Genomic DNA, 26097 nt, shown 5'->3' on the forward strand with positions numbered 1-26097 from the left:
TTGAATGGGTTCATGTGCAGCTCCATCAGCAAAAGGGGATGATAAGTTTATCACCACCGACTATTTGCAACAGTGCCTCCTCCTGAGGGAAATGTGTCAGGAAGAAATCTATGACCCTTGACGGCGTATGTCAATCAATTCGGAAGGCAACTCTATTCTGACGATTTAGCGCCGGATGGTCTGACGCCAAGTTAGGGTATAGCCTAGATTGACATGCGCGATGCAACCCTTAACTTGCTTGCACCTATCGTTTCCATGCTAGCTTTATCGTAACGCTCAAGAAATTGGGCTTAATGCCGAAAACAATAAAATAAAACAGCCAACCCTTGAGGTTCTTATGCGCCAGAATTTACCAGTGACGGGTCGAAACTTAGAACTCCCAAAAGATGCCAATATTCTTTCGACTACCTCCCCTCAAAGCCATATCACGTACGTTAATCCTGACTTCATTAAAATCAGTGGTTTCACTGAGGAAGAACTATTAGGCCAGCCTCACAACATCGTAAGACACCCAGATATGCCGCCTGCTGCATTTGAGCATATGTGGAGTACATTAAAATCTGGCCGCTCATGGATGGGGCTAGTAAAAAATCGCTGTAAAAATGGCGACCACTATTGGGTAAGTGCTTATGTAACGCCAATAGCTAAGAATGGTTCGATTGTTGAATACCAGTCTGTAAGGACCAAGCCTGAACCTGAGCAGGTTTTGGCTGCGGAAAAATTATATGCTCAATTGAGAAGCGGGAAGGCCGCGAGGCCGAAATTGGCTGCTAGCTTTTCCGTGAAAATACTCTTGCTCATATGGGGTAGTATTATATCAAGCGCAATGGCTGCCGGCATGCTTACTGATACATCAATAAGCAGCTTATTGTTAGCCACTTTAATGTCAGGAAGCTTAAGCTCTGTTAGTGTTTTGGCTATTCTCTCTCCTCTTGGAAGACTGGTTGAAAGAGCCAGGAATATTTCCAATAACCCATTAAGTCAATCCCTCTACACTGGGCGCACCGATGAGTTTGGCCAAATAGAGTTTGCTTTACGAATGATGCAAGCTGAAACAGGCGCCATAGTAGGTCGCATAGGTGATGCATCAAATCGGCTTAGCGAACACACCCGAGGCCTACTAAAGGATATTGAGTCAAGCAATGTACTTACAGTTGAGCAGCAGGCAGAGACAGATCAAATAGCAACGGCAGTAAACCAAATGGTGGCAAGCATTCAAGAGGTTGCGAGCAATGCACAGCATGCTGCAGATGCGGCCGGAAGAGCAGACACTGAGACGGCATCTGGCCAGCGTCTGGTAGCCCACACAAGCCAGTCAATCACTGCCCTTGAAGGTGAAATTAGGCAAGCCACTCAGGTTATTCATGAGCTTGAAGGTCAAAGTAACGAGATATCAAAAGTTCTTGACGTTATACGAGGGATCGCCGAGCAAACGAATTTGTTGGCACTCAACGCAGCAATTGAGGCCGCGCGTGCTGGTGAGCAGGGGCGTGGTTTTGCTGTTGTCGCCGATGAGGTTCGCAGTCTTGCTGCTCGCACACAGCAATCGACAACGGATATTCAAAGCATGATCAGCGCTCTACAAGAGCGAGCGCAATCCGCTGTTACAGTCATGGAGCAAAGTAGTCGGCAAGCGCACACGAGTGTAGCTCACGCAGAGGAAGCAGCTACAGCTCTTGATGGAATTGGCCAACGCGTTAACGAAATTACCGACATGAACGCGCAAATAGCGACTGCGGTCGAGCAGCAGGGAGCAGTAAGTGAAGACATAAACCGCAGTATTATCAATATACGCGATGCTGCTGATACCAATGTACAGACCGGGCAGAATAATTTGCAAAGTGCGAAATCTGTCGCTCAGTTAACTAGCGCTCTGAGCGAACTGGCAAAACAGTTTTGGGAAAAACGAGGATAACGCTTTTCAGTATCTCGACAGGGATAACTTACTTTACCATCGGTTATCCCTTTTAGCCGCACAAATTTTAGCCATGGCTTTTCAGGAAGTCAGGGCTATCAGAATGGCCTTAGAAAGCCTAGTCAAAGAGCTGTCACGAGAACACCGTTAGCTTAGCGTACGATTTTTTCCGAATTCTGCGGTTCCCCCCACCAGTTCCGGCCGTGTATGCCGCCAGCATCGAGACGGGGTATTCGCCGGAAGGAACGGCTCTGCAGCTGGTCCTGAAGACTATTAATTCTGCACAGCAGGAAATCCGGCTGATGGGCTATTCCTTCACCTCACCCGAAGTCGCCGGCGCGCTTGTCAGGGCAAAACAGCGTGGTCTCGATGTGAAAGTGGTTCTGGACTGGAAAGCCAATACAGGCAGGCAAAACAAGGCGAGTCTGGCGGCCATGAATCTTCTGGTCAATGCCGGTATCCCGGTTCGCACAGTGTCGCAGTACAAAATCATGCACGATAAAGTCATTATTGCTGACGGCCGTAATGTTGAAGTGGGGTCTTTTAACTACACTCGAGCCGCTGATCGGGTCAATTCAGAGAACGTGCTTGTCGTGTGGGATGTTCCAGTCGTTGCTCAACACTATCTGCGGCACTGGCAGTCCCGCTGGAATGGCGGTACTGACTGGTATTCATCGTACTAACGATCACATTGAACACATTTTTTCTGCGCCAACAGGAAAATGTATTTTACATTAAATTAATGTGTGCTCTCGCTGCCTATAAAGACATGTAGTATCTTTGTCCAGGTATTTGGTTTAATGCTTGAGGAGGCAGAGATGTCACAGGTCGTTAACGGAGTTACTTCCTCATCGAAACGTCCCTACCGAAAAGGGAACCCACTTAGCGCTGCTGATAAACAGCGATCTTCAGTGGCAAAGAAAAGGGCCACCCATAAAGAAGTTAAAGTGTTTCTGGAACCACAGCTCAAAGAAATATTGATGAAAATGTGTCATGACGATGGGTTAACACAGGCTGAAGTACTGTCCCGGTTGATCCACCGCGAAGCATTAGCCAGAAACATAGCTTAATGGGCTTACTTTCTTGAACCTTTACCCGATGAGTGTTAAATTGCTGCGAGAGTAGAGTTTTTGGTGTGCCACGCCGTAAGGTGGCAGGGAACTGGTTCTGATGAGGTATCTACCCGGGACCAGAAAAGCAAAAACCCCGATAATCTTCTTCAATCTTGGCGGAACGAAAAGATTAACGGGGCCTTCATAAACTGCATAGAACGTGTTGCTCTATGCAGGGAGTATATGTACATGCTCAGAAAACTTCAAGATCAGTTTCTGTGTCATTCGCTCCTTCCGTGCAACATAAGCGCAGGAAGCGGTGACTGATATCCTTCAAAACCACTATTCACAGGTTAAAAACCCGAACCCGGTTTTCACGCCGCGAGAAGGGAAAAAGACCCTGCCGTTCTGCCGTAAGCTGATGGCGAAAGCCGAAGGCTTCACGTCCCGTTTTGATTTTTCCATTCATGTGGCGTTTTTGCGTTCGCTGGGTAAGCGGCACAGGATGCCACCACTGTTGCGCCGGCGTGCAATTGACGCGCTACTGCAGGCAATGTGTTTTCACTATGATCCGCTGGCCAATCGCGTGCAGCGCTCGATTACCAATATGGCCATCGAGTGTGGACTGGCCACCGAGTCAAGGAGCGGCAACCTGTCAGTCAGCCGTGCCACGCGGGCGCTGAAGTTTCTGGCGGAGCTGGGGCTCATCACCTATCAGACGGAATATGACCCGCAGATCGGCTGTAACATCCCGACCGATATCACCTTCACCCCGGCTCTGTTTTCCGCGCTTGACGTTTCTGAGGTGGCTGTGGTGGCCGCGCGCCGCAGCCGTGTGGAGTGGGAAAACCTGCAGCGCAAAAAGCAGAAACTGAAACCGCTGGAGATGGACGAGCTGATCGCAAAAGCGTGGCGGTTCGTGCGTGAGCGTTTTCGCAGCTATCAGGCTGAGCGTAAATCTCACGGCCGGAAGCGGGATACTGCACGGCGGGATGCATCACGGCAGCGTCATGACATCGAGACGCGCGTGCGTCAGCAACTGACCCGCGAATACGCCACCGGCCGCTTCAGGGGCGATAAAGAAGCGCTGAAGCGTGAGGTTGAGCGCCGTGTGCAGGAGCGCATGCTGCTGTCGCGCGGGAACAACTACACGCGACTGGCCACTGTGCCCATATAACATTACCTTCCTTAAAAAATCCGGCCGGCGCCGGAGGCTTTCGCACGCCTGTTGCCCGGCTACTACGTATTATCTTATCTTCAGGCCTGCATTCCTCACCATAATTCCGGTCTTCCTGGCGTCAACGTGGCCTTAAATGTTATCGCCGGCGTCACTTTTAACGGCCGATTTCTGTTATCCACATATAACTGCAAGGGAGTATTTCATTAGGCTACAACCGTGATACGCACAAAGCACATGCCGTCGGGCTTTCAGGGCGCGTGGTTCCTTTTAAACACCAGCTCTGTACCTCTTTTAAAGATCCTTTAATAAATCCTGTAAACACATAACCTGTTCATCGCCTGCCCTGTGGACAGGCTGCAGAGAATGCCCGCCCTTGCAGCGACCTGACGGTCGCGCCGGTTCGGCAACACCAGAGAGAGCTCCCATCGCTTCGCGACGGGCCCCGACCGGAGAACCAAATTAGTTACAGCATTCATAACGTTATTCATCATAAAAACCAGCGCCGGTTTGCCAGCCAGGAGCCCCTCCCCACCACTGAAAAGCGCCGCCGCCCCCGGCCGAAGGCCGGGGAAAGACATCGCTTTTAATGATGGGTGTTGTAACTATTCTTCTTCATCGCTGTGGATAGAGCTGCGGGCAATTCTTTGGTACACGCTCGTAAGCGGCCCTCCGGCCCGCTAACGCGGAGATACGCCCCGGCTGCAGCTGTCGCCTTGTCGGGTCCACTCCGACCGCGTACAGAGGCATCTGAGACATTTTTAGCGGGTATAGCTTTGCAACTACCGTGTTAAGTTCCCTGGTGTCGCTGAAATAACTGAAGAACATCCCCCTAAGCGTCAGCAGCAAGCTGCCGCCGCTAAGGCCCCGGAAATCACGCCCTTTACGTCGTAAACGCCGTAAAGCCCGCTCACCGGGGTTAAAAGGGATTACTTTGACTTCTTCATTGCTGTTAGCGGGTTAAGGCTAATCAGGGCAGGGGGTAGGGTGGCAGAATTTATAGCCCGGCAACCGGCTACGCCGGGCTTTCGGCGCCATTTGACTCCACAGACACATGTAACCTCATCTGGCGCCTCCATGCCGCTGACGCGGCATCAGGAAGTGTAGACTTTAACGTCTGCTTTGTGCCAGGAGCGGAAGTTGTTAATTACAGTTTGCGTGGATCACGGGTCAGGGTCACTCTACTTAATACTACTCGTCCCCACCTTCGGTGATCAGACCTGACTTTTTCAGCTCAACCGCCAGCTCCTGTAAGCTCGGGCGAATTGCTTTTTCCAGACGGGTCATACCATCAATCATCCAGCTAATGATGTCAGGCCAAAGTTCTTTGTTTCCGCCGTCAAATGCTTTTGCACAAACAACCTGGCAGCTTTTTCTCTCAGGCAGTAGTCGCCAATTGAGCATCCCACCAAACTGCGACTCAATATGCGTTTTGCGCTCTGACAGACGCTCAAACAGCCATGTATTTTCTACCGCATCTGAACGTGAAATATTGAGCTGAATGCGAGCATCTTTTTGCGAGAAGATCACTTCAAAAGGCACGCCACTAACCCCCGAACCCGCTGCCAGCCAATGGTCTGTCGTAGGTGCTCGGTTGTTAAATAATGAACATGTGCTGGTACGGAATTTTTCCAGTGCTAACGACCAGAACTCACGGCGTAAATAATGTCGTTGTTGCAGTTCGCTACTGCTTGAGGTGGACTGCTCTTCTGCCTCTTTCTGCGCCATTCCAATCATGTAGGATTCCGCTTCAGGAGTCGGAATGACCTGCCGTATATCGACAAAAACATCCTCGGCAAAGAGGTACGGCGTCGCTTTGAAGCATTGCACTCGGATGCCAAACTGCATTAGCCATAGTGCAGTATTGGTAACTTCTTTGCGGAAATTCGCCGCTACCATGATAACGCGCTGTGTCCCTTTTCGATTGAGCACACCTTCTTTCAAACTTTCCCAGCCCATAAATTCTGCAATAACTTCTGCCGCAGGGCGGATTTCCGAGGGTTCATGTTGTGTAAGATAAAGCTGAAAAATTTCGACAACGCTTTCCTGACGAAGGTTGGCGCAGTAACCCGCATACTTCAGCGCCTGCCAGACCACGTCACGCCCTGAATCATCAAGTTTATTCTCGATAATGACCAAGTTGCCTTTTTTGTCGATAGCCAGCAGATCGAGACGTTCGTTAGTCTCATCAAAACCAGCAAACTCTTTCTGAATAATTAAAAGTTCGTCCTCTTTATCATCTTTCTTAGTCAACGCTTGAGGATTGTTTGCCAGCCACTCTTGCAAATGATCGCGTTCGCGAAAACCAAGACTGCTAAAAGAGACTTCCATGAGCGACTTGAGGCTATTGTTTTGCCGATCAATCTTATACATTTTCTATCTCACATCCTGATTGTTTTGCTTCTGGCAGAATTATCTTATTTGGGGTTGAGGGTAATGGAACGGAAACGTACGCTAAGAAGATAATTGTTTGTTTATATTGAAATTTTAAATTTCTCAATTCCCCATTTATCATATCCTCCGGTAGCGTGAGCTGACAAGCTCCCTGTTGACTCACACCTAATGCTGCTAGCAATGTCCGTAGATCGCTCATAGCGGACTGCGCTCACTTACTGCTGTGAGCGTTACCTTGAGTTTAATGCCAGCCTGGTACAGTCAGGTTGACAGTACTTGTTTCAGGCTTTCGTCATTAAAAACGGTTCCGGTCTTCAGGACGCCATAACACCAGTGCACCAGTTTCCGCATCAGCGCGCCAATGGCCACCATTTTAGGTTTACCCCGCAGGCACATCTCATCGTAAATATGGCTTTGTTGAATAAATCAGATTTCGGGTAAGTCTCCCCCGTAGCGGGTTGTGTTTTCAGGCAATACGCACGCTTTCAGGCATACCTGCTTTCGTCATTTTGTTCAGCGCTCGTACCAGGGCCATAGCCTCCGCAACCTGACCATCGTAGTCACGCAGCGTCAGTGAACCCCCGAACAGCTGTTTTACCCGGTACATCGCCGTTTCCGCTATCGAGCGACGGTTGTTGAGGGCTTTATTGTAGGTGGGCCAGTTGGTGATTTTGAACTTTTGCTTTGCCACGGAACGGTCTGCGTTGTCGGGAAGATACGTGATCTGATCCTTCAACTCAGCAAAAGTTCGATTTATTCAACAAAGCCTCCGTTTGAGCGTGGTGATGAGGCGTGAGGGTTTCTGATTGTCACGGCCGCGGCTGATAAAGGTCTCATTGATATCCATGACCGGCGCCCACTTGTCCAGGTACCGGACGCCGCCCGGGAGTGGATGAAACAGGACGTTTCGGGTAAGGAGGCTGAAGACATTGCTGCTGATGGAGCTGTGTCAGCTGATCATTTCGTATGGCATCCTGTAACGCGAGCTGTTGGTAATGTGAAGAATCAGGGACCAGAGCTCATCGAGCCTGTTGGCTGATGAGATGTGGGAGGCTGCTCCGTGTTATAAAGCTAATGTACGCATACATTAGCCTTAAAATTAGCCGTGCATCATAACTAATTATTCATTAATTGAGGAATTTTGACCGATACAGTTTGTCATTCTAAATAAGAACAACATATAATGAATTCGACAGCATTTAATTAAGGAGTGATTTATGAATGGGTATATCGTCACAATCATTATCGCATTCATTTTCGGTCCCATTCTGGCGTTACCGGTAATGTTCTTCGGTTTGTTTAATATAATGGATTTTGCGCTGTATTCATTCCCCATATTTTTCTTTTGTATTATGGGGTACAGGCAAGATAAGAGGGTTAAGGATGCTTTTAAGGGATTAATACCGGGCCTAATTGTATCTCTGATTCTGACGACTTTTGTTCTGTTTGTTAAAGATCAGAGCGACTGTACGAATAAATATGACTCAGGCAGTCTGTCTGCTGCTGTGTGTGAGAGACTTGAGGGACCAGGATTTAGATAACGGAAGCCTTAACGGTGGCGCAGCTCGTCACGGAACGCTTCAATCTTACTGTACGAAAACGAATAATATGGTTAATTTCTAGATACTAGCGCTTCAGTACTGATACCTGAAGCCGCCCGGGTCTGGATGCGACAGGATGAACGTGCTACAAAAGCAGATGAGATCACCAGAGACGGGTTTCAAGAATTTGGTGACCTTAAGATTAAAAAAATATAACATAATTCTGATTGGATAATTTTGATGATAAAATTCTATCAATATAGATCAGCAGAAATAACAAAGATAATTTTAAAAGATAGCACTTTGAAATTCACAAACCCTATGGATTTCAATGATCCATTTGATTTTCACCCCACAGTTCCTGATGTAGGCTTTAACAAGTTCATTAAAAGAGTTAATGGGCAATATTCAAATAAAAGAAAAAAATATCGTCTTGGGCATAAAGAACTAATAACCCACAGAACAAAACTACGTTCCGAGGATTTTAGACGGGTATATACTGAAAACTTTTCAATTGCATGTTTTAGTAAGTCTCCATTTATATTACCAATGTGGGCACACTACGCAGATGATCATCAAGGCTGCGTGATTGAGTTTAAGTTTGAAGAAACCGAAGGGTTTATTGAGGAGTTTATAAACTTAAAGCCAGAAGAAGATACTACTACACTAATACCATTAGATGTAATTTATTCAAACAATAGACCATCTCTTTTTGATAATGATGGACTAACTAACACAGATACCACAGGGACTAATGCTTGCTTGGTTAAAGCAAAGGTTTGGGAATACGAACAAGAGGTTAGAGTTATAAAAAAGAAAAAATCTGGCATTTACAGTTTCGATAGAAAACAAATGACTGGCATCTACTTTGGTATGAAAATAAACAAGCAAGATAAAAAAATCATATCTCAGTTGGTAGATGACTCAAATAAATATACTAATACCAAAATTAAAAAGCATGATGTTCAAATTGCGTTCAATACGTTTGAGCTTTTTAAAATTCCTTTTAGCGTCTAATGATGTCTTTCACCAATCTTTAGCCACTGCAGTGCAACTACGCTTAATGCGTTTTATGTTAAATATCAGTCACTTAGAGTCAAATTATAGCTATTCTTCTGCAATGGCCTGCTCACTATCACTGCCAGCACGGCTTCAGTCGGGATAGATGGATTCTTTTCTGGCATTAATGCCATAAAGACAAACACGGTTTTTTTCAGGCAAATGGATACCCATCAGGCGAAGAATAAAGCCGCGCCACCCCCGGTTAACCTGACGGTTATAGTCATACAGGTCTGCATTTTCTTTTTTAAGCTTTGACCATTCATGCATGAGTGTTAGTGCATCGAGCTCGGTGATGTGCTTCACTTCATCGCCGATACGTACTGTGTTAATGCCTCTTCCCGTCATGATGATCTCCTCCGGCAATATCAGTTTCAGATTAACGCTGTTGTGATGATGATTTAACTACACACTAAAGGCAATCTAACGTTTAATCATACCTCTGATAATAAAGAACATCATGGTTAATGAAAACACAATCAGAAGCCAGCCAAAGGGTTTAGCATCAAAAGCAGTAGTGATGCAATCATTAGTACAGGTAACCACCTTCGGGGTGACAATAGAAATTCCCCATCCAAGAATAACTACCATAGTGCCTGCTACTGCGGCTAAGAAAAAAGTGGTGAAGAATGCGCATCCGACTACCAGTAACAATCCAATCAGTTCAAATATCATATTCATGATTGCGCTCCAGGTGAGATAACTGCGAACAGACTGATGCTGGCTGTATTATTTAACATATTTCCAGACGCCTGCAGGTATTTTATCATAAAACTTCCCCATTGCCATTTCCGCCAGCCGGTGATCCACTGCGGCATTAAAGTGCTCAAGTTCGTCATCCGTCAGGGAATATTTATTTTTTTCTATTATCCTTTCCAGAGTTTCCTGTGATGTACAGCGGCGTAGTCGTAAAATCCATTCCTGTTTCGTCATTAGCTTTATATATCCTGAGGTGTCCCGATAATATCATTCTGGAAGATGCTTTTCTTTCAGTCGGTTATGAGTGAACCATTTTGCATATATAATGTAAACCACAAAAGTTAAGAGTGCGGACAGACTATATATCCAGAGAACAGGTACTACGTGATGAAAACGTATCATCTGACCGGATTCATCTGCCAGACTCATTAATGTATTGCTGTATGTTTCAGTCTGAATAAACTCGTAGTAAGGTACCATCACAACATGAAGAAAAAATAAATTAAGCAGATACGTCAGAGAAAACGCGTGTTCCTGCCCGTTATAGGGCGCATACTGCGCAAAAGCGAACATCCATCCTGTGAAAAGCAGAAAACACATCGCGAAATACACCACCACCCATACCGCTGTTTTCATCACTGCCCCCAGTTATATAATTTGTCTGTAACGAAAATGGCATTCAGGCGTTCAGGTCCGTGCCGTTCTGCTTAAGATAATCACTGATGCTCAGGCCGGACAAGCGAATGTTATCCGAAATCTCCCTGAACTGCTCCTCCCAGCCGTCCTGCAGCTCCCTGATTGCCGCGATCTGGAAAGCAACACTGAAAGGCGTTCTGCCCAGTTTCTCGGAAAGCCAGAACAGATGCCTGCCAATCTCTTCGTCCGGTACCGAATCGAGCGCATCACTCAGTAAGGTTTTTTCGTCTTCCTGCCAGGGATGACCGGCTCGCGGAAAACGCGGATCAGGCTGGCGGTCTTTTTTCTCCCTTTTTTCCCGTCTGGCAACGGTCGGCGCATCGCCTTTTTTCAAGCCGACGCGCGCTTTCATGGCGCCGATGGCGGCGACGGCCAGTACCAGCGTTTCACGCTCCTGGCGCGTGAGCAGGCTGTCCTCGCAAATCAGGGTGTTCAGGTTATCGATCAGCTTATTCAGCCCGGGTTCAGTGACTTTCATTTTATGCTCCTGTTCCTTGTGTGGTGGCGATCAGTCCCGGCTCTCATTCACCTGGACGGTGACCGGCAGGCCTGCATCAAAACAGGCCTGATACCAGCTGGCCACCTGCAGGGGATCGCCCTCTTTTATCCGGCGTATGCCGCCGGCATCCGTCAGCTGCAGGCAGGTGGTACCGTCCAGACGGATCACGTAGGCCGCTTCCCTGATGGTGTAATGGCCGTCATCCAGCTGCAGCTCCACCGCGTCACCGGCAGCCGTCTGGCGTAACGGCAGACGCCGGACGTCTGTCAGTCGTTTTCGTGCCGTTTCAGCCTCGCGTTCTGCCTGGAAGAGCGGTTCTGCAATGCCGCGACCGTCCTCCGTCAGCTCGACGGCCAGCTGCAGGTTCGGGGCGCGCAGGGTGCGCAGCCAGCCCGCGGCCTCCATGCGCCGGCAGGAGGCGCGCAGGTTCGGCCCGTACACCGGGGCGTCCCCGCCCTGCTCCAGCACCCGCTCGATATCCCGCGTCGCCACCGGCCCCGGACGTTTCGCATCGAGGGCGGCCAGCACAATCAGCACCCGCCGCTGCAGCGGCGATGGTCGGCGCACCTGAGTCATTGCTTGTCCGCCTCCGGCCAGATGAGTTGTCTGAGGCGCAGGTGATCGGCGTCTATGAGCTCTTGTCTCTTTATGACATTCACTGAGGCATAGCCATTTATGGCCAGTTCATACCAATAGCTCAGCACGGCACCGGCCTTGGCTGACTCGCTGATGTAAATCGCGCCCTGGCTGTCCAGATTGCATTCACGGATACGCTCTTCCGCTATCCGGGTCAGCTGCTCATAGCTGAGTGAAAAATTCACTTCTTTCTCATCCATCCTGCTCGCTCCGTCTGAACATATCCGGTTAGGTTAAAAATCATATCATGTATGATTTCTTACTAATAATTCAAATATCATATCAGATATTATTGTGTGTTTAATGCTAAATATCACATTCAGTATGATTTTATGTGTTTGGTTTGATTATCATATCCTTTGCGCGTTTCCCGCCGCGCAGATCCGATTTCTGGCTTAATCGGAAATGCCGTACCTGAGCCGTCAGGCTGGTCGGATGATATAGTGGATTCTCGAAACGGAACGGGAGGGTTTAATGGGAAATTATTCAGATTTTGAGACCGATTTTGTTCAGCGAACACTGGCGCTTATCGATCAATATAACGAAATGATTGAGGAGCTGGGCAAACCATTCAGTGAGCAGTACAACTACACGTTGACCCTGAATTGCCTTCTGGGTCTTATCGTGTTACCGAAAGAGAGAGCTCTCTCTTTCCTGCCTGCAGACCGTTTAACGCGGCAACTAAAAGCTGAAATGGGATTACATGAGTCACAGCTGCCCGGACCGGAGATGAATCTGCGGCAGTTGATCCATAAGATGCGGAATTCAGTGGCTCATTTCTGTGTCCAGGTAGAGTCAGTCAGTGATGCACACCTTGTAGACTGGATTGTTTTCAGGGAATCCCAGGGAGACGGGGATGTATACGCCAGCTTCAGCGCTCCGGAGCTTTTACCCTTTCTGAAATATTATGCGACCCTGCTGCTCGACAATATCGCCCGCCGTCGAGCTCAAGTTGTTAACGTATTGGATTTGTAAGGTATTTACACAATGTTGAATCTCGATTGTTCCTCACGATCTCAGGCGCTGTTTTCACTTTCTTCCGGTTTTGGTTGCAGTGTAATGCAGCTAAAAAAGGTTTTGTTATCTCTCGATCTTGAACAGATTTACGAGACGGATCATTCTATTATGATCGACTCGCAACAATATCTGCGAGAGTATGTATGTAGGGAACTGGGTTCTCCGGGCAAGTTCTCAACCGCATACTGGTTTCACGGTACCCGGACATCTGCTGACAATACTTTTGAAAGTGGTTTACTTCCGCTGAACCAGACTGAGTCACTGGTGATGGATATGCTGGTAAATCTTGCACCAGACGCTGTGGTCAAAGAGAAATTGCAGGCCTGGAATTTTCATGCTGGCGTACCTGATAATCTCTTCCGGATGCGCACCAGAAACGAAATGCACTGGGGGCCATACGGTCACCTTGTACGGGAGGTTCATCTTCATGCCCGCAAACTCTGGCAGCACAATTATCTGCGGCTACCGGAGCTGGTAGAGGATGTCTGCAATGCTTACCAGAAAAAATATGGTCAGGATCTTACAGAACATTATCTTAAGGTACTGAAACCCTGCATCGTCTGTTTCAGGGCAGATATTGAGTATGAAAAAGGTGCGCTTGAAGCCGCGCTGAGTTACGCATACACGTCCGTTAGAGATTTGCCACCGGACAGCGGTGCACTGTTCGGTATTGATCGACATGGTATATCTGTTTCTCTCGATGAAATTGTGAACATCGAATTCACGAATTGGCATGAGCTTGATGGCTGAATCTTTGGGCTGTACCTGTCATCCATACTGCGTTTGTAAGTAAGAGTGTTTTCTTCAGGAAAAACTTGTTTGTGACAGATAATCTAAACAGCCTTATATATGTCTTTTAAGTTACTGTAATTAGTAAACTAAAACACAGGCTTTGTTGTTTAGCAGCTGGAGTGTATTGTTATTATTAAATACGCAGTGTGACAAGCGAGCAAAAGATGACATCACTTATAGTTACTTCGTTACGCAATACCGGTCCTTGCCTTAGCTCTGTACTTGTAGAGGAAATGCTGAAAACCCAGGCAGTTAATCGTGATACCGCGCGCAAACAGATTTCCCGGGCGGCTTCTGCAGGGCAGATCCACTGTGTTGACAAGCTTTTCCCCAAGCGTGAACGATTTATTTATCTGAAGCAGCAGTATGGTACCGGGCGCTTCTGGTCCAGTCTCAATACAGCCCTCCTTGATACCGGGTCGGCCTACGGTCTCGCCCTGAGTTGCCTCCGGGCTCGCGGGGGGATCCTACCGGTCAGGCATTTTGCTGCTGCCTGCGGTTCACCGGTAGCAATGAAAAACAGATTATCATGGAAGTCAGTTCTGGACGGTCTGCTTCAGTACAAAATGGTCAGGTTCGTTACGTTACCAGGTTTGGGAGAGTGTGTGGCCCTGACAGAAAAAAATGATAACGGGTATCAGCGTGCGCTCCATCCCCTCAAAGCCAGGCTGCTTACAGAGTCCGTTCTGATGAAATCCCTGAGTCAGTGGGTCCGACATAACGGTATCATCAGTTACGACACGCTGCGCACACGGGAAGAACTCGATTCAGATCGGGCGCCCTGTGTGGCAAATTTTGATTTTGACGTCACTGCTGCATCCTATCTTAATCCTCTTCTGCAGTTCTCCCGGTCAGGGGAAATTCGGCCTGGTTTCTTTGTCTGCGACATGCTTCTGGGCTGTAAGCTCAGTCTTGTGCACCTCCAGCCCTTTATTACAAAATGTCGTTCAATAAACAGCCTCAGGAACAGCCCAAGATGCCTGTTTATGTTTGTTGCCGACGAATACAGCGAAGAAGCTTTTCTGGAAATGAAGCGTGCCGGGATAATACCCGCGACACCGGAGAATCTGTTCGGAAAAGACTTTGCTGATGCACTCTTTCAGTTACGGGATCTGGTTGGTTCAATAACGTTCAGCTTAAAAGATAATATAGTCGCAATAGATGACATCATGTCCAAGCTTGAGAGTATTGCCGGAGTAACCAGTCAGCTACAGGGGGATTTATTTGAATATATTGTCGCTGAGACCGTGCGCATAAATAGTAATGATGTTGAGGTTGGTAAAATATGTAAGTCAGAGAGGAAGGGGACTGCAGAATGCGATGTCCTGAGCCGACAGGGAAATGCAAAAATCACCTTTATTGAATGCAAGGGTTATAAGCCCTATTCGACAGTGAAACATGAAGATGTGAAAAGATGGATTGGTAAACAGGTGCCGGTATTCTTCGATTATGCCAAAAGGGAATACCCCAATGCTGAAATTAATGTTGAGTTATGGACTACTGGAAAACTCGGCGATGATTCCAGAGAGTCTCTTCGTAAATTTCAAGAAAACAACTCAACTAATCAGCGTTATAATATAACCGTCATAGAGCCGCATGAGGTCCGGATAAGAATAAAGGCGACCTGGAATGACGCTCTTATCCGGGTTTTTGAAAAGCATTTCCTCAGCTATCCGGAAAAAATCGTTCGCCGTAAACATGTTCCCGAACCGGTCAGACTTGCAGGTCACGATGAGGCAACAGAATTCGACTTCTGATGCGGTATACCTGTTTAATCAAAGAGAAATGTTATGGACTACACAAAAAATCAGCATGTACTTTCACAGTGGGTGCTACGTAACTTTCGCAGCGATGACACAGCCCTGTCTGCAAAAGAAAAGCAGCGAGTATGGTGTCACACCGTGTATATAACGCCTGATAAAGAAAACGTTCTCCACACGCAACCTCTGCCAATATCCAGTGTGGCAGTATCGAAAAACTGCTTTCGTCTTATTGATGCTGAGACAGGGCAGCCTTTCGATATTGAAGAAGAACTGGGTGTCTACGAACGTCTGACAGCCGGGATCGTGAACGATATCATTCATGAGCACAATTTCTCACGCCTTCGTCACGCACAACCTGATGATTTCCCGGTAGAGAAGCTCACCAGTTTCGCTGTCATGCAGTTAATGCTCAATCTGCACAACCCGCAAAATAAAAACCCGTTTAAGCATGAAATGCTTGAACAGTTCCATTCTGATATACAGGACCATTTATCTGAATACGTCCATTCTATAAATCAGTTACCCCACACTAACCCGGAGTTAATGGATGACCATTTCTATAGTAAAATCCTGCGTATTGCAAACTCAGCCTCTTCCGGTGAGGATAAAAGCAGATCGCTGTTTGTGCTATTTGGTCTTTTATCCATACTGAATAAGCCAACCCTTTACGATAAAATTAATAAATTAAGAAATGTTATTTTTGCTGGTATCCATACAATTGAGGTCATCCATACAGGTCATGACTTCGACAGCACCGAACCCAGACCTGCATTCGCAATAGCCCCCAATATATTTTGTCTTTATAAAGATGAAAACAGAATTTATCTTCCGTTGTCCCATAACTTTACCCTGTGCTTCATCACTGGCGAACCATCACATTTCAGACCCCGAATGAACATCTTCTCCCCTCGCCCCGAACGGCTGAAATGCTGCCATGATCGGAGCCTTAATTTCTTTAAAGTCTCTTTTGATTATATAGATAATGTCATGACGACTATCGATATGTACAATGTAGGTAACTCCAGCACCTTTTATTCTGCATATCAGTTAAGCAAGCTTGAAGAATATCTGGATAAGCAGGACCAGGATCCTGACTATTATCATACGCCAGAAAATCCTGTTCTGTGGCAGCCAGCGCAGGCTGATTCATTATGAATACTGATAATAAACAGTACATCCGGGAGCTGATCGAGGCCGGAGAGTTTAACGGCTATACGCTGGTCAGTGGAGAAAACTGGAAGCCACCCACGGTGGACGATATCGCAGTCGTCCGTGGGCTGATCCCCCTGACTGATATCCGGCTGGCCAACCGGCTGGATGTAGATGAACGCACCATCCGCAAGTGGAAAACCGGCCAGACCCGGATGGTGTTCACCACCTGGTGCTGCCTTTGCTGGGTGGCCGGACTGGGGATGCCGCTCGATAACATTATCAGTGGCTGAAAATCCGCTTCCGGATGCGTCTGAGAATGAATCGTCTCTGGTATCGCCATTGTGAGCGGTAAATATGGGGCAGGCGGTCATAGTTCTTCCAGAACAAGGTCCAGCCTTTATAGGCACCAACAAATAGGGCAATGAGAGAGCCAGTTTTTAAGAGGCCATAGACAACGGCCATGAGAAATACAGTCATACGATGTTCCTTAAGTAAAACTGTATTTAGGAAATCTGATGCGGCCTTTAAGGCCGGCTGATGAAAAAGGACTGAAAAAAGTTTACCTGGCCTATTTGTTGCTATTAAATGCTCACGCGGTCATGAATTTTGCTCCTCAGGCAATAATCCCCAGTTCACAACAATCCGCTGTTTTTAGTGACTCTCCGGCAATAATTCTTGTTCTCTCCACCGCAGATCCGAAAACTCATTGTTCCGGATCTGCTTTCCGGCCTCCGGTGCGCAGCGGCCCGGAAACACAAGATGTAGCGGTGTTACCAGCTGAGGATGACGCTATATGTTGTGTCCCTCCCCTGCCCCGCGACCGGCCGCTCACCACCGGAAAACGCCGCTTTGCTTATTCTCTCACCGTGGTACACTTCCGGAAACTTCGTAAAGCGCGAAAAGTCGGATCCGGACGGAACGGCCGTCCTGTAATTTAACGGCGTGGCTGTATGGCTGCTTGTTATCTCTAAGGTGATTATTTTGTATGTGAATTTCACGAAGTGAAATTAATGGCGACATAACAGTATGTTTCAGGCGGGCGTGAGTCAGCTGCATCCTTACGCTATACTGATATGCATATCATCAGTATGTATTCCGGAGTGCATTATGAAGCAGCGCATCACTGTCACCATAGACAGCGACAGTTATCAGTTACTGAAATCCGCAGACGTCAATATCTCCGCCCTGGTGAACAGGGCCATGCAGAATGAGGCCCGTCGTCTGCGTTCCGAACGCTGGCAGGCTGAAAATCAGGAAGGGATGGCCGAGGTTGCCCGCTTTATTGAGATGAACGGTTCATTCGCCGACGAAAACAGGGACTGGTGAGATGCAGTTTAAGGTTTATGCCTATAAAAGAGAGAGCCGCTATCGTCTGTTCGTGGATGTGCAGAGTGACATCATCGATACCCCCGGGCGACGGATGGTGATCCCGCTGGCCAGCGCCCGGCTGCTGTCGGATAAGGTTTCCCGTGAACTCTATCCGGTGGTGCACATCGGGGATGAAAGCTACCGCCTGATGACCACGGACATGGCCAGCGTCACGTCCTCCGTCACCGGGGAGGAAGTGGCCGATCTCAGCCACCGGGAAAATGACATCAAAAATGCGATAAACCTGATGTTCTGGGGAATTTGACAGCCTCCCCGCCCTGAAAGACATCGAGGATGTCAAAACGAAGCATTGCCGCAGAGCTTAACCCTCAGCATGAACTGCCCTCCGGAGCGGATGCCCTGCAGGCTTTCGCGGGGTCAGCTTAAACGAACGGTTCACACAAACACCCTTAAGTCAGTAAAAGGAAACCAGATGAACAGAACTGATGGCGAACCAGAGACAGACGTGATGGCCACCGCTTTCAGCACCATGCGCAAGTACGGCATGAATATCATCACCGCCACGCAGCATATGGATATTAATGCTTACGTGAAATCCGATCCGCGGATGCCGAGAACGCGGCTGCGTCGTTACCTGGGACAGTACGGCCTGCGCGGTGAGGCCCTGAGCGCGGAGGTAAGACGTATCGTCGCTGGCCCTGAACGACCAGATAACACGCTGAAAGCCGGAATCTTCTATACGTGGCCCTATGGCTGGGAGCCTGCGGATTTCACGCCAGTGATGAGGCGCATTTTCAAGGGAAAGCGCACCCGCCATGTGATGTTGTTTGATGAACTGCCTCAGCTGTTTGGCAAGAATGACTATTGAACCGGATACTATTTTTGAGGCGAGGTATGGGTACACCAACATTTAGCTCATTTAACGATGTGGTCCGGGAGCTTGAGGATGTATATGGCCACCAGGAGCTGTGGCTTTATTCTGGCCTTAATGAGGACAGCCCCATCGAGACAGCCCGCAGGCGTCAGAAATGGCGATCTCCAAAAATTCTCAAACGAAACGGCAGAATGGTGGCAGAACAATCAGGCCAGCCTGATTTCTGGGTGCTCACGGGTGACTACCATCTGCCGCAGTCTGAACACAGCGCTCCGCCGTGGAAAGCCTGCCTCATCAATAAGGTCTTTAAAGTGTATTGTTCACTTCACTGTTAGGGAAAAAAACATGACCGACTGTGTTACCCGGACTGGTGACGACAAAACAATGTGGCTCGTGACATTGCCGGAGATCATTACAAATAACAGTACCCGCCAGGAGGAAAATCTGGTCGTTATTCTGAGCAGGGAGGAATCGTGGGGGCCAACTTCTGACCATTTTCCCGACGGATTGTACCGGGTCTCCTGCATAATGACACTGTACCTTGCCGATACCGAACTGACGAAGACTCAGACTTTCACTGCAATCTACTGGCCTCAACAGAAGGCCCTGCATCTGTTTACAGATGAGTTCAGACTGGAACGCCGCCTGCAGGGACTCGGCCTGGGTAGCTGGATCACGCAGCAGTTTGTTCTCTGGGCCAGAGGCCTTCCGCCAGCAACCCTGGTTTTGCCGATTGAAATTTCCCGGGTTGATGAAGAAAACGAAGAAAACAAGATCCGGAGGGACAGGCTGTGGCACGCAATGGGTTTCCGGTTCCCGGCGGGGGAAACCAGCTCAATGCCGCTGCGGGCAGACGAACTGCAGTTGCCACGGGGCAGGTGCTCAACGCTCCGGGTGGAGCCCCTGGTATCCGCGGTACGCCGGCTGGAAGACTGTTATCGCGGGCTGCAGGAAAAAATCGTGCAGCTCGAAGGCAAAAAACGGTCGCAAAAACAGTTAATTACTTCACTTAAGAATCGTCCATTTTATCATCTGTTGCACAGGAAAGAGGGCCAGCTCCCGGACGAGAAATGTGACGCCCTGCCGCTGCGGGCAGAAAAACTGTCTCTGCCGCAGAGCGGGGATTCAGACCTGGAGGTGGCGCAACGGGCAACCGGGGTCATCCGGCTGGCTACCCTGTGTGCTCAGTCGCAGAAAAGAATCCTGGAGCTGGAAAGGGAGCTTGCCTCGCAAAGTGAGGAGCTCGTTGACCTGCAGGCACATCCCTTTTTTAACCTGCGGGATAAATACCGCGGCCAGATCCTGTTCTGGGGATGGGGGATGGGTTTTCTGTGCTTTATCTACTGGATGTTGGTGTCATGAATGTTCCCGTTCCATAGCCACCCACTGAAGAGGAGTGAAACCTGTGCCCGAAAATATCGTGTCTACCGTCATTGACGGGGTAGTTTTGTTTGTGACTTCGTCTGTTTTCTGGCTGGCCGTCGCTGGCTGGTTAGTCATCCTGACTCCGGTAATATTACGAAGAAAATTCTCGGCAAAGAAAAAAATTAACAGAAATTATGAATAACCTGGTTCCAGTTGGATCTCCGGCATCTCCCGGAACATTGCTCCCGGTGGCCATCGATTACCCTGCCGCCCTCGCCCTGCGCCAGATGGCGCTCGTGCAGGATGAACTGCCGAAATACCTGCTGGCGCCGGAAGTCAGCGCCCTGCTCCATTACGTGCCGGATCTTCACCGCAAGATGCTGCTGGCGACGCTGTGGAACACCGGCGCGCGCATTAATGAAGCGCTCGCGCTGACCCGGGGGGATTTTTCGCTGGTGCCGCCGTATCCGTTCGTGCAGCTGGCCACGCTCAAGCAGCGCACCGAGAAAGCGGCCAGGACGGCAGGTCGTGCCCCCGCAGGCAGTCAGGTCCATCGTCTGGTTCCCCTTTCCGATCACCACTATGTCAGCCAGCTGCAGATGATGGTGGCCACCCTGAAAATTCCGCTGGAAAGACGAAACAAGCGCACCGGCAGAATGGAGAAGGCACGTATCTGGGAGATCACAGACCGTACCGTGCGCACCTGGCTTAGCGAAGCGGTGGAGGCCGCAGCGGCCGACGGGGTGACGTTCTCAGTACCGGTTACCCCCCATACGTTCCGTCACTCCTACGCGATGCATATGCTGTACGCCGGCATACCTCTGAAGGTTTTGCAGAGCCTGATGGGCCACAAATCGATCAGTTCCACGGAGGTCTATACGAAGGTGTTTGCGCTCGATGTCGCGGCACGGCACCGGGTGCAGTTTGCTATGCCGGAAGCTGAAGCTGTTGCGTTGATAAAAAAGTTAACCCCAAACCAATCTACATAGGTCAACTATGGGTAATACCCCAGGTTTCGACCTAAAGTAGTTCTTGTGTGGGAAACAGTCCAAGCTTAATGGGGGCTTATCCAGCCTCACTTTTTACAGCTTTCAATCACATTAATTATGTTCAGAAAGGCCCTCATTGCCCTAAAGAAAAAAAATGCAGCCATGAAAATAAGGAATAATTGAGATACAACTCCTGCTAAATCATGGTTGCTACCAGCCACTGATAGCAACGTAAATAGTAATGCAAGCGAAAAATGTAAGGCGATTGTAGTATTTGAATTCATGTATATCCCCTTATGTATAGGACTGAGGCCATCCGCAAATTTTCACTATCGCGAAGTTGTTGCCTCGATATAAAAGGTGTTACCACCCTGAACAAGATAACAAGATAACAAGATAACAAGATAACAAGATAACAAGATAACAAGATAACAAGATAACAAGATATTATCGTTGTTTCGCTTCTGCGATTAATCTGGATATCTCTGTTTTTGATAAACTTTTTAGTGCCTCTACCGCTGCCCTGACTACGTCAGAACGATTCACTCTGCTTTTACCTGAAATCATTTCACCCGTTATAAGATCATCAATGTCTTTTAAGTTTTCTTCAAAAAAGGAAATGCTCACTGGTTTTGCTTTACTTACAGCCAATGGTCTCTCTGAAGTCACTTTGGTATTATCAATACCAGCAGTACCACCGTTAATAAACGCTGCCTCATCACGAGATGGAGTATTTGCTCTATTTCTCACAGAATAACCTCTTTAACTAACGATTCGATTTCTTGTTGTGCTTTGTCATTTTGCGTTTCAAAAATTGTCATTGATTCTGCCCAGGCATCTCGATGCGCTTTTCGATCACAAACTCGGGAACTAGCCAGACGCATTTCAGGATAATCCTTGAGTACGTCAGCTGCCTGATTTGCTTCATTGACAAACATGTTCGTGGGCGTCATGTTTAAAACGAGATATCCCCGGACGTCCTCATTAAAATCTTTTGCTGCTGTAAAAACAGAGCATGTATGAGGCACTACATCCAGGTCCATCTGAGAAGGCCGCAACGGAGAAATGAATACGTCAGCGGCCATCAACCCACTACGCATTTCTGCACTGTCGCGGCCAGCACAGTCTGCGATGACAAAGTCATAAGATTTCTCGTGTTCCTTTAGCATGGCTTTGATGTTGCCTGTTGCGCCAGTAACCGGAATATGGGGAAGATCTTCAGGACGATTGTTGTACCAGGTCAATACAGATTTCTGGTCATCTGCGTCGACAATGATCACTCTATTGCCCAGTGACATCAGATACGCAGCTATAGATACCGCCAGTGTACTTTTACCAACCCCACCCTTTTGACTACCCAATACTATTATCATCATAGCCTCATATTAAGTTGTTAAGTTAACAACTTAATATTGCCAAACAGGCGACAATATTGCAATTTCTTTATTAAGTTAATATCTTGTTAAGTTGTTAACTGTGTGATTTATAACTGAATTGTTTTTGTATCTTAACAAATTAGCAAGATGTTAGGATAACAAGATAACAATATAACAAGATAGCAAGATAGCAAGATAGCAAGATAGCAAGATAGCAAGATAACAAGATAACAAGATAACAAGATGGCAAAGTGGTGCCTTTATCCGAAATCCCCATAGAACCACATAATGCGGCTTTCAACTCCAGGCTACCTTTAGGGAGGGTAGTATCAACCAGTTATGACCGCGTGAAGCAAAAAGTGGGGCGTAGTGGGAAGCCTTTGAATCTTCGGTGTGTCGAAGTGGGGAGTCGGTGAGACAAATTTGGTAAAAGGTGGTGAGAAGCGGGATAGCTTCTCACTTCTATCCAAAAAGGTGTGTTGAAGTGGGAAGGTGCGTAAGTATATACAGATAAAAACACACATTTAACAGGTTCTCATCCCGCTACAACACACCTATTAAGACGTTTAAGGCGAGGCTTCCCCCTACAACACACCTATCAAGATGTTTAAGAAGAGACCTCCCGTTTCAACACACCTTAATCGCGTTGCTTTCCCGTTTTGACACACCTTATACAGCTGTTCCTGGTTTCAGATTTGCTGAGCGACGGTGGATCAGAATGAAAGTCTCTTTACCTTTTTTGGTGATGCTGTGGTCAAGGTACCCAATATCCTGCAACTGCTTGAGGGCCAGTTTAATGATACGGTTCTGTTCCTTTACCGGAGAGAGCAATGAGAGCCTGTCTCGTATTCGTTTGAAAGATATGGGGACTGGGTTCGTAGGCAGGCTTTCGATGAAAGTATACAGGGCCTGAGCTGCTTCCTTTCGGGTTAAAGCGTTTATCGGTTTATGTCGTAGCAGAACAGTGTAATCAGTTTGGTAGAGTTCCCATAGTCGCTGATCAGCTTCAAGTTCCACCTGGTCGTTTGCAAAATCCAGTTCACCTGTCTTAAGCAAACCTGTTACGGAAACTTTTTGAAGGCCCTCTGAGTCGCTACGGGTAAAGGTAATGGTCTTGCCACGTATCCTGGTCAAAGCTTCTGAAATACTTTTTCTAAGACGGGAATCGAATCTCTTAGACTCAAAGCGGCACATTCCAGCAAACTCATGAAAAGTAAGCTTAATGCTGTTGGTTTTTAAACCGTACTTACTGAAAGCTTCTATGATACCGACCCATACCTTGAAGTCGATGGCCATACTCAACCGTTCACCGGTTATACGAATATCGTCGTACCCCTCCCGCCTTGAGAATTCCAGATCCTTGAGAACAGAGGTCGCATCGATTGATGTTCTGGTGCCCTTTGCAGGCCTGCTTGAAGGAACAAAAACATTTAATCTCATCAGGGCTACAGGCTGAACTGTGGCCTTACTTGTGACGGTGAGTTTATTGTTAACACTTTCACAATCTGGACCTATAACCTCGCCGATATAAACATTCTCATTCATATAGTTATATCCATTCATAGCATATGATCGATATGTGCCTAAATATTAACTATTTCCCGTTTCGACACACCTTTCTTCCCGATTCTACCCACCCTTACCCCGTTTTGACACACCTTTTTCCCGCTTCAGAACACCTTTTTCCCACTACGACACACCTGAAATCGCTACGAAGCCCGTAAACAAAGGTTTTGCCGCTAAAGGGATCAGTTTGGATCTATTTGGATAACTAAGGGTAAGTTATTGGATCTACTCAAAGGATATGTGGATAACTCATTATGGAATCTATAGAACTTAAGTGCGTAAGGTGCTTTAAAAGGCTTCAGCTCCCCTGGTGCTTCCTCGCTCACTCGCGGGCTTCGCCCTGTCGTTCGGCTGCGGCGAGCACTGCTGGCTCTCTCTGAAAGGCAAAATTTAACCGATCCTCGCAACGGGGATATCTCTCCAGCGAGTGGTGTACGCAGGGGAGAGCATATCGCGTTTCATTTGCCAGGATGGCGCAATTCCTCTACCGGCAAACCATACTTTACCCAGCCCTGAGTTGTTGATCCCGTCCAGAACCCTCATCAGCTCAGCACTGTGAGGGCGTGGCGGGCGTTCGTCAAACAGCTGCAGCTGCGAAACGCCGGAGCCGGTGAAGTCATTCAGCATAACTCCGGCTTTGGCATACCGGTGCCCATCCCTCCAGATACGCTCCAGAGCCATTGTGGCGGCTGCAATGATGTCCCTGGTGTCCTGAGTGGGCGTAAGCAGTTTTTCCGTAGCCACGTTGCCGTAGTAAGGCTCTTTAATGGCGAACGGAGACGTTTTGATGAAAACGGAAATATGCCGGCAATACTGGTGCTCTTTACGCAGTTTTTCAGAGGCCCGCTCTGCGTGCTGACAGATAGCCTGACGGAGTGACTCGTACTCCGTGATCTTCACGCCAAAACTGCGGCTGCAGACAATTTGCTGTTTCGTCGGAGGGGCTTCCTCAAGCGAAAGGCAGCTTTCCCCGTTCAGTTCCCGTACCGTTCGCTCAAGGACCACAGAAAAATTTTTGCGGATGAAGGCCGGGTTCGTCAGAGCCAGATCGAGCGCGGTTTTTATGCCCAGCACATTTAGCTTGCGTGCAATACGGTTACCCACCCCCCAGATTTCTTCAACCGGCTGCAGTGAAAGCAGTTTCCGCGTCCTTTGCGGATTTCCCCTGGTCAGCGCGAGTACGCCACGAAACTGTTTCCACTCTTTTGAGGCCCACTGGGCTGATTTTGCGAGGGTTTTCGTTGGTCCGGCGCCCACGCCAATGGTCAGGCGGGTACAGTCATACACGTGCTGACGCAGCTGCCGGCCGAAGTCCTCAAGCCCCATACAGTGCTCCACGCCGGTCAGGTCGAGGAACATCTCATCAATGGAATACTGTTCCACCCTGGGGGCCAGTTCCTCCAGGCAGTTCATCACGCGTGCCGACATCGAGGCGTAAAGTTCATAATTACTTGAAAACGCATATATTTTTTCCGGGTACCTTTCGTTTTTTATCTGAAACCACGGAGTTCCCATTTTGATCCAGGGCTTCGCCTCGGCACTGCGAGCGATTACGTTCCCGTCGTTGTTGCTCAGGACGACTATCGGCTTTCCTTTCAAATCCGGGCGGAAAACACGTTCACAGCTGGCATAGAAGCTGTTCACATCGGCCAGGGCAAACATCAGTACATCTCCCTCGGGCGGTGGATGATATGCGTGACAACGCCAAAGATATCCAGCTCGTCGGGATCAGGATAAATCGGCGACCAGGAGGCATTCATGGGCTGCAGCGTCAGTCGCGGCGTCAGCAGAAGCCGTTTCACCGTAAACTCCCCCTGTACGCTGGCGACAACGATATCGCCGTGCCGCGGCTTTTCAGCACTGTCCACAACCAGCAGATCGCCATTGTACAGACTGCCGTCGGCCATGCTGTCTCCGCTGGCACGCAGGTAGTACGTCGCGCTCGGATGCCGTATGCAGTAATCATGGAGATCCAGATCGGACTCGACATAGTCAGCAGCAGGGCTGGGAAAACCGCAGCTGGCCAGATCGGCAAACAATGGATGGGCCTGTGGCGGGAGTTCTTTCCCGGTGCTGAAAAGCTGTAGTTTCATCTTTCCTCCTGACACTCTAATTTTTACTGGTTATGCATACAGTGTGCGCCGGGAGACCGGTAGAGATCAAGGGGTGAAAGTCCCCGACCATTGAAGGACCAGCAATCCACAAG

Annotated in this window: 32 protein-coding genes and 4 pseudogenes; 20 read left to right on the plus strand and 16 right to left on the minus strand. The window is 48.3% G+C overall.

Annotation, left to right across the window (positions count from 1 at the left end; all coding sequences use genetic code 11):
* Window positions 1-337: 337 nt before the first annotated feature.
* The 5 genes from L2I46_RS26615 to repA all read left to right on the plus strand — a co-directional run bounded on the left by L2I46_RS26615 (window position 338) and on the right by repA (window position 4144).
* Window positions 338-1915, plus strand: coding sequence for a methyl-accepting chemotaxis protein (locus L2I46_RS26615; RefSeq protein ID WP_001323889.1), 1578 nt, complete (start codon window positions 338-340; stop codon window positions 1913-1915).
* 173 nt (window positions 1916-2088) lie between these two features.
* The gene (locus L2I46_RS26620; RefSeq protein ID WP_052145515.1) at window positions 2089-2598 is read left to right on the plus strand and encodes a phospholipase D family nuclease; all 510 of its coding nucleotides are present in this window, start codon (window positions 2089-2091) and stop codon (window positions 2596-2598) included.
* Between the two features lie 135 nt (window positions 2599-2733).
* Window positions 2734-2985, plus strand: a complete 252-nt coding sequence (locus tag L2I46_RS26625) for a replication regulatory protein RepA (protein ID WP_004152385.1) — start codon at window positions 2734-2736, stop codon at window positions 2983-2985.
* 231 nt (window positions 2986-3216) lie between these two features.
* The gene (tap, locus tag L2I46_RS26630; protein ID WP_004171457.1) at window positions 3217-3294 is read left to right on the plus strand and encodes a RepA leader peptide Tap; all 78 of its coding nucleotides are present in this window, start codon (window positions 3217-3219) and stop codon (window positions 3292-3294) included.
* Window positions 3287-4144, plus strand: a complete 858-nt coding sequence (gene repA, locus L2I46_RS26635) for an incFII family plasmid replication initiator RepA (protein WP_013023768.1) — start codon at window positions 3287-3289, stop codon at window positions 4142-4144. Before tap ends, repA begins: the two co-directional genes overlap by 8 nt.
* Before the next feature lie 1191 nt (window positions 4145-5335).
* Here repA and L2I46_RS26640 read toward each other — a convergent pair.
* The 3 genes and pseudogenes from L2I46_RS26640 to L2I46_RS26650 all read right to left on the minus strand — a co-directional run.
* The gene (locus L2I46_RS26640; RefSeq protein ID WP_013023770.1) at window positions 5336-6517 is read right to left on the minus strand and encodes a DUF4268 domain-containing protein; all 1182 of its coding nucleotides are present in this window, start codon (window positions 6515-6517) and stop codon (window positions 5336-5338) included.
* Window positions 6518-6799: 282 nt separating this feature from the next.
* Window positions 6800-6946: pseudogene (locus tag L2I46_RS26645) on the minus strand (IS110 family transposase); the annotation flags it as partial.
* A 58-nt stretch (window positions 6947-7004) separates the two neighbouring features.
* Window positions 7005-7238, minus strand: a pseudogene (locus tag L2I46_RS26650) (IS5/IS1182 family transposase); the annotation flags it as partial.
* A gap of 63 nt (window positions 7239-7301) precedes the next feature.
* On the opposite strand from L2I46_RS26650, the pseudogene L2I46_RS26655 reads away from it, so the two are divergent.
* The 3 genes and pseudogenes from L2I46_RS26655 to L2I46_RS26665 form a co-directional block, all read left to right on the plus strand.
* Window positions 7302-7577: pseudogene (locus L2I46_RS26655) on the plus strand (SOS response-associated peptidase family protein); the annotation flags it as partial.
* 178 nt (window positions 7578-7755) lie between these two features.
* Complete coding sequence (locus L2I46_RS26660) at window positions 7756-8079, plus strand: hypothetical protein (RefSeq protein ID WP_017899891.1); 324 nt, start codon at window positions 7756-7758, stop codon at window positions 8077-8079.
* A 240-nt stretch (window positions 8080-8319) separates the two neighbouring features.
* Window positions 8320-9096 carry a DUF2971 domain-containing protein gene (locus L2I46_RS26665; protein WP_013609504.1) on the plus strand — a complete coding sequence of 259 codons (777 nt, stop codon included), beginning with the start codon at window positions 8320-8322 and terminating at the stop codon, window positions 9094-9096.
* Between the two features lie 135 nt (window positions 9097-9231).
* Here L2I46_RS26665 and L2I46_RS26670 read toward each other — a convergent pair whose 3' ends face one another.
* The 7 genes from L2I46_RS26670 to L2I46_RS26700 form a co-directional block, all read right to left on the minus strand.
* Window positions 9232-9486, minus strand: a complete 255-nt coding sequence (locus L2I46_RS26670) for a hypothetical protein (protein WP_009653916.1) — start codon at window positions 9484-9486, stop codon at window positions 9232-9234.
* 75 nt (window positions 9487-9561) lie between these two features.
* Entirely contained in the window at window positions 9562-9819 is a 258-nt protein-coding gene (locus L2I46_RS26675; protein ID WP_017899889.1) for a hypothetical protein, read from the minus strand.
* A 48-nt stretch (window positions 9820-9867) separates the two neighbouring features.
* Window positions 9868-10071, minus strand: coding sequence for an HHA domain-containing protein (locus L2I46_RS26680; protein WP_004098931.1), 204 nt, complete (start codon window positions 10069-10071; stop codon window positions 9868-9870).
* A gap of 33 nt (window positions 10072-10104) precedes the next feature.
* Window positions 10105-10473 carry a hypothetical protein gene (locus L2I46_RS26685; protein WP_048337418.1) on the minus strand — a complete coding sequence of 123 codons (369 nt, stop codon included), beginning with the start codon at window positions 10471-10473 and terminating at the stop codon, window positions 10105-10107.
* 43 nt (window positions 10474-10516) lie between these two features.
* Window positions 10517-11011 (minus strand): hypothetical protein, encoded by a 495-nt coding sequence (locus L2I46_RS26690; RefSeq protein WP_013023776.1) that lies wholly within the window; start codon window positions 11009-11011, stop codon window positions 10517-10519.
* A 30-nt stretch (window positions 11012-11041) separates the two neighbouring features.
* The gene (locus L2I46_RS26695) at window positions 11042-11608 is read right to left on the minus strand and encodes a hypothetical protein (protein WP_013023777.1); all 567 of its coding nucleotides are present in this window, start codon (window positions 11606-11608) and stop codon (window positions 11042-11044) included.
* Window positions 11605-11868 (minus strand): hypothetical protein, encoded by a 264-nt coding sequence (locus L2I46_RS26700; protein ID WP_013023778.1) that lies wholly within the window; start codon window positions 11866-11868, stop codon window positions 11605-11607. The genes L2I46_RS26695 and L2I46_RS26700 overlap by 4 nt, the downstream gene beginning before the upstream one ends.
* Window positions 11869-12142: 274 nt before the next feature.
* On the opposite strand from L2I46_RS26700, the gene L2I46_RS26705 reads away from it, so the two are divergent.
* From L2I46_RS26705 to L2I46_RS26725, 5 genes are all read left to right on the plus strand, one after another.
* On the plus strand, window positions 12143-12643 hold the full coding sequence (locus L2I46_RS26705) for a HEPN family nuclease (RefSeq protein ID WP_013023779.1): 501 nt from the start codon (window positions 12143-12145) through the stop codon (window positions 12641-12643).
* A 12-nt stretch (window positions 12644-12655) separates the two neighbouring features.
* A complete protein-coding gene (locus L2I46_RS26710) occupies window positions 12656-13435 on the plus strand; it encodes a hypothetical protein (RefSeq protein WP_013023780.1) in 780 nt (259 codons plus the stop codon).
* A gap of 206 nt (window positions 13436-13641) precedes the next feature.
* The gene (locus tag L2I46_RS26715; protein WP_015344964.1) at window positions 13642-15234 is read left to right on the plus strand and encodes a hypothetical protein; all 1593 of its coding nucleotides are present in this window, start codon (window positions 13642-13644) and stop codon (window positions 15232-15234) included.
* 33 nt (window positions 15235-15267) lie between these two features.
* A complete protein-coding gene (locus L2I46_RS26720) occupies window positions 15268-16395 on the plus strand; it encodes a DUF4238 domain-containing protein (RefSeq protein ID WP_013023782.1) in 1128 nt (375 codons plus the stop codon).
* On the plus strand, window positions 16392-16682 hold the full coding sequence (locus tag L2I46_RS26725) for a hypothetical protein (RefSeq protein ID WP_013023783.1): 291 nt from the start codon (window positions 16392-16394) through the stop codon (window positions 16680-16682). The genes L2I46_RS26720 and L2I46_RS26725 overlap by 4 nt, the downstream gene beginning before the upstream one ends.
* On the opposite strand, the gene L2I46_RS26730 is transcribed toward L2I46_RS26725, so the two are convergent.
* Window positions 16672-16869, minus strand: a complete 198-nt coding sequence (locus L2I46_RS26730; RefSeq protein ID WP_017899886.1) for a hypothetical protein — start codon at window positions 16867-16869, stop codon at window positions 16672-16674. The genes L2I46_RS26725 and L2I46_RS26730 overlap by 11 nt on opposite strands.
* 206 nt (window positions 16870-17075) lie before the next feature.
* Here L2I46_RS26730 and L2I46_RS29660 point away from each other — a divergent pair.
* The 7 genes and pseudogenes from L2I46_RS29660 to L2I46_RS26760 all read left to right on the plus strand — a co-directional run.
* A pseudogene (locus L2I46_RS29660) lies at window positions 17076-17330 on the plus strand (hypothetical protein); the annotation flags it as partial.
* A gap of 169 nt (window positions 17331-17499) precedes the next feature.
* Complete coding sequence (gene ccdA, locus L2I46_RS26735; RefSeq protein WP_001568025.1) at window positions 17500-17718, plus strand: type II toxin-antitoxin system antitoxin CcdA; 219 nt, start codon at window positions 17500-17502, stop codon at window positions 17716-17718.
* A 1-nt stretch (window position 17719) separates the two neighbouring features.
* On the plus strand, window positions 17720-18025 hold the full coding sequence (gene ccdB / locus L2I46_RS26740; protein ID WP_013023785.1) for a type II toxin-antitoxin system toxin CcdB: 306 nt from the start codon (window positions 17720-17722) through the stop codon (window positions 18023-18025).
* A gap of 168 nt (window positions 18026-18193) precedes the next feature.
* Window positions 18194-18589, plus strand: a complete 396-nt coding sequence (locus L2I46_RS26745) for a hypothetical protein (protein ID WP_017899885.1) — start codon at window positions 18194-18196, stop codon at window positions 18587-18589.
* A gap of 26 nt (window positions 18590-18615) precedes the next feature.
* On the plus strand, window positions 18616-18930 hold the full coding sequence (locus L2I46_RS26750; protein WP_053389906.1) for a hypothetical protein: 315 nt from the start codon (window positions 18616-18618) through the stop codon (window positions 18928-18930).
* A gap of 10 nt (window positions 18931-18940) precedes the next feature.
* The gene (locus L2I46_RS26755) at window positions 18941-19957 is read left to right on the plus strand and encodes a hypothetical protein (protein WP_017899884.1); all 1017 of its coding nucleotides are present in this window, start codon (window positions 18941-18943) and stop codon (window positions 19955-19957) included.
* A gap of 197 nt (window positions 19958-20154) precedes the next feature.
* A complete protein-coding gene (locus L2I46_RS26760; protein WP_004197635.1) occupies window positions 20155-20949 on the plus strand; it encodes a site-specific integrase in 795 nt (264 codons plus the stop codon).
* Between the two features lie 447 nt (window positions 20950-21396).
* Here the strand turns inward: L2I46_RS26760 and L2I46_RS26765 are convergent, their stop codons facing one another.
* The 5 genes from L2I46_RS26765 to umuD form a co-directional block, all read right to left on the minus strand.
* The gene (locus tag L2I46_RS26765; protein WP_004197636.1) at window positions 21397-21699 is read right to left on the minus strand and encodes a hypothetical protein; all 303 of its coding nucleotides are present in this window, start codon (window positions 21697-21699) and stop codon (window positions 21397-21399) included.
* Window positions 21696-22322, minus strand: a complete 627-nt coding sequence (locus L2I46_RS26770) for a ParA family plasmid-partitioning AAA ATPase (protein ID WP_004197649.1) — start codon at window positions 22320-22322, stop codon at window positions 21696-21698. The genes L2I46_RS26765 and L2I46_RS26770 overlap by 4 nt, the downstream gene beginning before the upstream one ends.
* A 672-nt stretch (window positions 22323-22994) precedes the next feature.
* A complete protein-coding gene (locus L2I46_RS26775) occupies window positions 22995-23870 on the minus strand; it encodes a RepB family plasmid replication initiator protein (protein WP_004098982.1) in 876 nt (291 codons plus the stop codon).
* A 411-nt stretch (window positions 23871-24281) separates the two neighbouring features.
* Complete coding sequence (locus L2I46_RS26780) at window positions 24282-25553, minus strand: Y-family DNA polymerase (RefSeq protein WP_004197646.1); 1272 nt, start codon at window positions 25551-25553, stop codon at window positions 24282-24284.
* Entirely contained in the window at window positions 25553-25984 is a 432-nt protein-coding gene (gene umuD, locus L2I46_RS26785; RefSeq protein ID WP_001568036.1) for a translesion error-prone DNA polymerase V autoproteolytic subunit, read from the minus strand. Before umuD ends, L2I46_RS26780 begins: the two co-directional genes overlap by 1 nt.
* Between the last annotated feature and the right edge of the window lie 113 nt (window positions 25985-26097).

Source organism: Klebsiella sp. 2019SCSN059 (assembly GCF_021739525.1).
GTDB classification, from domain to species: Bacteria; Pseudomonadota; Gammaproteobacteria; order Enterobacterales; family Enterobacteriaceae; genus Klebsiella; species Klebsiella quasipneumoniae.

What these genes read in the sequence shown, in the direction of transcription:
- L2I46_RS26615 (WP_001323889.1), top strand. Translation starts at nt 338, where the DNA reads ATGCGCCAGAATTTACCAGTGACGGGTCGAAACTTAGAACTCCCAAAA.
- L2I46_RS26625 (WP_004152385.1), top strand. Translation starts at nt 2,734, where the DNA reads ATGTCACAGGTCGTTAACGGAGTTACTTCCTCATCGAAACGTCCCTAC.
- tap (WP_004171457.1), top strand. Translation starts at nt 3,217, where the DNA reads ATGCTCAGAAAACTTCAAGATCAGTTTCTGTGTCATTCGCTCCTTCCG.
- L2I46_RS26640 (WP_013023770.1), bottom strand. Translation starts at nt 6,517, where the DNA reads ATGTATAAGATTGATCGGCAAAACAATAGCCTCAAGTCGCTCATGGAA.
- L2I46_RS26660 (WP_017899891.1), top strand. Translation starts at nt 7,756, where the DNA reads ATGAATGGGTATATCGTCACAATCATTATCGCATTCATTTTCGGTCCC.
- L2I46_RS26665 (WP_013609504.1), top strand. Translation starts at nt 8,320, where the DNA reads ATGATAAAATTCTATCAATATAGATCAGCAGAAATAACAAAGATAATT.
- L2I46_RS26670 (WP_009653916.1), bottom strand. Translation starts at nt 9,486, where the DNA reads ATGACGGGAAGAGGCATTAACACAGTACGTATCGGCGATGAAGTGAAG.
- L2I46_RS26675 (WP_017899889.1), bottom strand. Translation starts at nt 9,819, where the DNA reads ATGAATATGATATTTGAACTGATTGGATTGTTACTGGTAGTCGGATGC.
- L2I46_RS26680 (WP_004098931.1), bottom strand. Translation starts at nt 10,071, where the DNA reads ATGACGAAACAGGAATGGATTTTACGACTACGCCGCTGTACATCACAG.
- L2I46_RS26685 (WP_048337418.1), bottom strand. Translation starts at nt 10,473, where the DNA reads ATGAAAACAGCGGTATGGGTGGTGGTGTATTTCGCGATGTGTTTTCTG.
- L2I46_RS26690 (WP_013023776.1), bottom strand. Translation starts at nt 11,011, where the DNA reads ATGAAAGTCACTGAACCCGGGCTGAATAAGCTGATCGATAACCTGAAC.
- L2I46_RS26695 (WP_013023777.1), bottom strand. Translation starts at nt 11,608, where the DNA reads ATGACTCAGGTGCGCCGACCATCGCCGCTGCAGCGGCGGGTGCTGATT.
- L2I46_RS26700 (WP_013023778.1), bottom strand. Translation starts at nt 11,868, where the DNA reads ATGGATGAGAAAGAAGTGAATTTTTCACTCAGCTATGAGCAGCTGACC.
- L2I46_RS26705 (WP_013023779.1), top strand. Translation starts at nt 12,143, where the DNA reads ATGGGAAATTATTCAGATTTTGAGACCGATTTTGTTCAGCGAACACTG.
- L2I46_RS26710 (WP_013023780.1), top strand. Translation starts at nt 12,656, where the DNA reads ATGTTGAATCTCGATTGTTCCTCACGATCTCAGGCGCTGTTTTCACTT.
- L2I46_RS26715 (WP_015344964.1), top strand. Translation starts at nt 13,642, where the DNA reads ATGACATCACTTATAGTTACTTCGTTACGCAATACCGGTCCTTGCCTT.
- L2I46_RS26720 (WP_013023782.1), top strand. Translation starts at nt 15,268, where the DNA reads ATGGACTACACAAAAAATCAGCATGTACTTTCACAGTGGGTGCTACGT.
- L2I46_RS26725 (WP_013023783.1), top strand. Translation starts at nt 16,392, where the DNA reads ATGAATACTGATAATAAACAGTACATCCGGGAGCTGATCGAGGCCGGA.
- L2I46_RS26730 (WP_017899886.1), bottom strand. Translation starts at nt 16,869, where the DNA reads ATGACTGTATTTCTCATGGCCGTTGTCTATGGCCTCTTAAAAACTGGC.
- ccdA (WP_001568025.1), top strand. Translation starts at nt 17,500, where the DNA reads ATGAAGCAGCGCATCACTGTCACCATAGACAGCGACAGTTATCAGTTA.
- ccdB (WP_013023785.1), top strand. Translation starts at nt 17,720, where the DNA reads ATGCAGTTTAAGGTTTATGCCTATAAAAGAGAGAGCCGCTATCGTCTG.
- L2I46_RS26745 (WP_017899885.1), top strand. Translation starts at nt 18,194, where the DNA reads ATGAACAGAACTGATGGCGAACCAGAGACAGACGTGATGGCCACCGCT.
- L2I46_RS26750 (WP_053389906.1), top strand. Translation starts at nt 18,616, where the DNA reads ATGGGTACACCAACATTTAGCTCATTTAACGATGTGGTCCGGGAGCTT.
- L2I46_RS26755 (WP_017899884.1), top strand. Translation starts at nt 18,941, where the DNA reads ATGACCGACTGTGTTACCCGGACTGGTGACGACAAAACAATGTGGCTC.
- L2I46_RS26760 (WP_004197635.1), top strand. Translation starts at nt 20,155, where the DNA reads ATGAATAACCTGGTTCCAGTTGGATCTCCGGCATCTCCCGGAACATTG.
- L2I46_RS26770 (WP_004197649.1), bottom strand. Translation starts at nt 22,322, where the DNA reads ATGATAATAGTATTGGGTAGTCAAAAGGGTGGGGTTGGTAAAAGTACA.
- L2I46_RS26775 (WP_004098982.1), bottom strand. Translation starts at nt 23,870, where the DNA reads ATGAATGAGAATGTTTATATCGGCGAGGTTATAGGTCCAGATTGTGAA.
- L2I46_RS26780 (WP_004197646.1), bottom strand. Translation starts at nt 25,553, where the DNA reads ATGTTTGCCCTGGCCGATGTGAACAGCTTCTATGCCAGCTGTGAACGT.
- umuD (WP_001568036.1), bottom strand. Translation starts at nt 25,984, where the DNA reads ATGAAACTACAGCTTTTCAGCACCGGGAAAGAACTCCCGCCACAGGCC.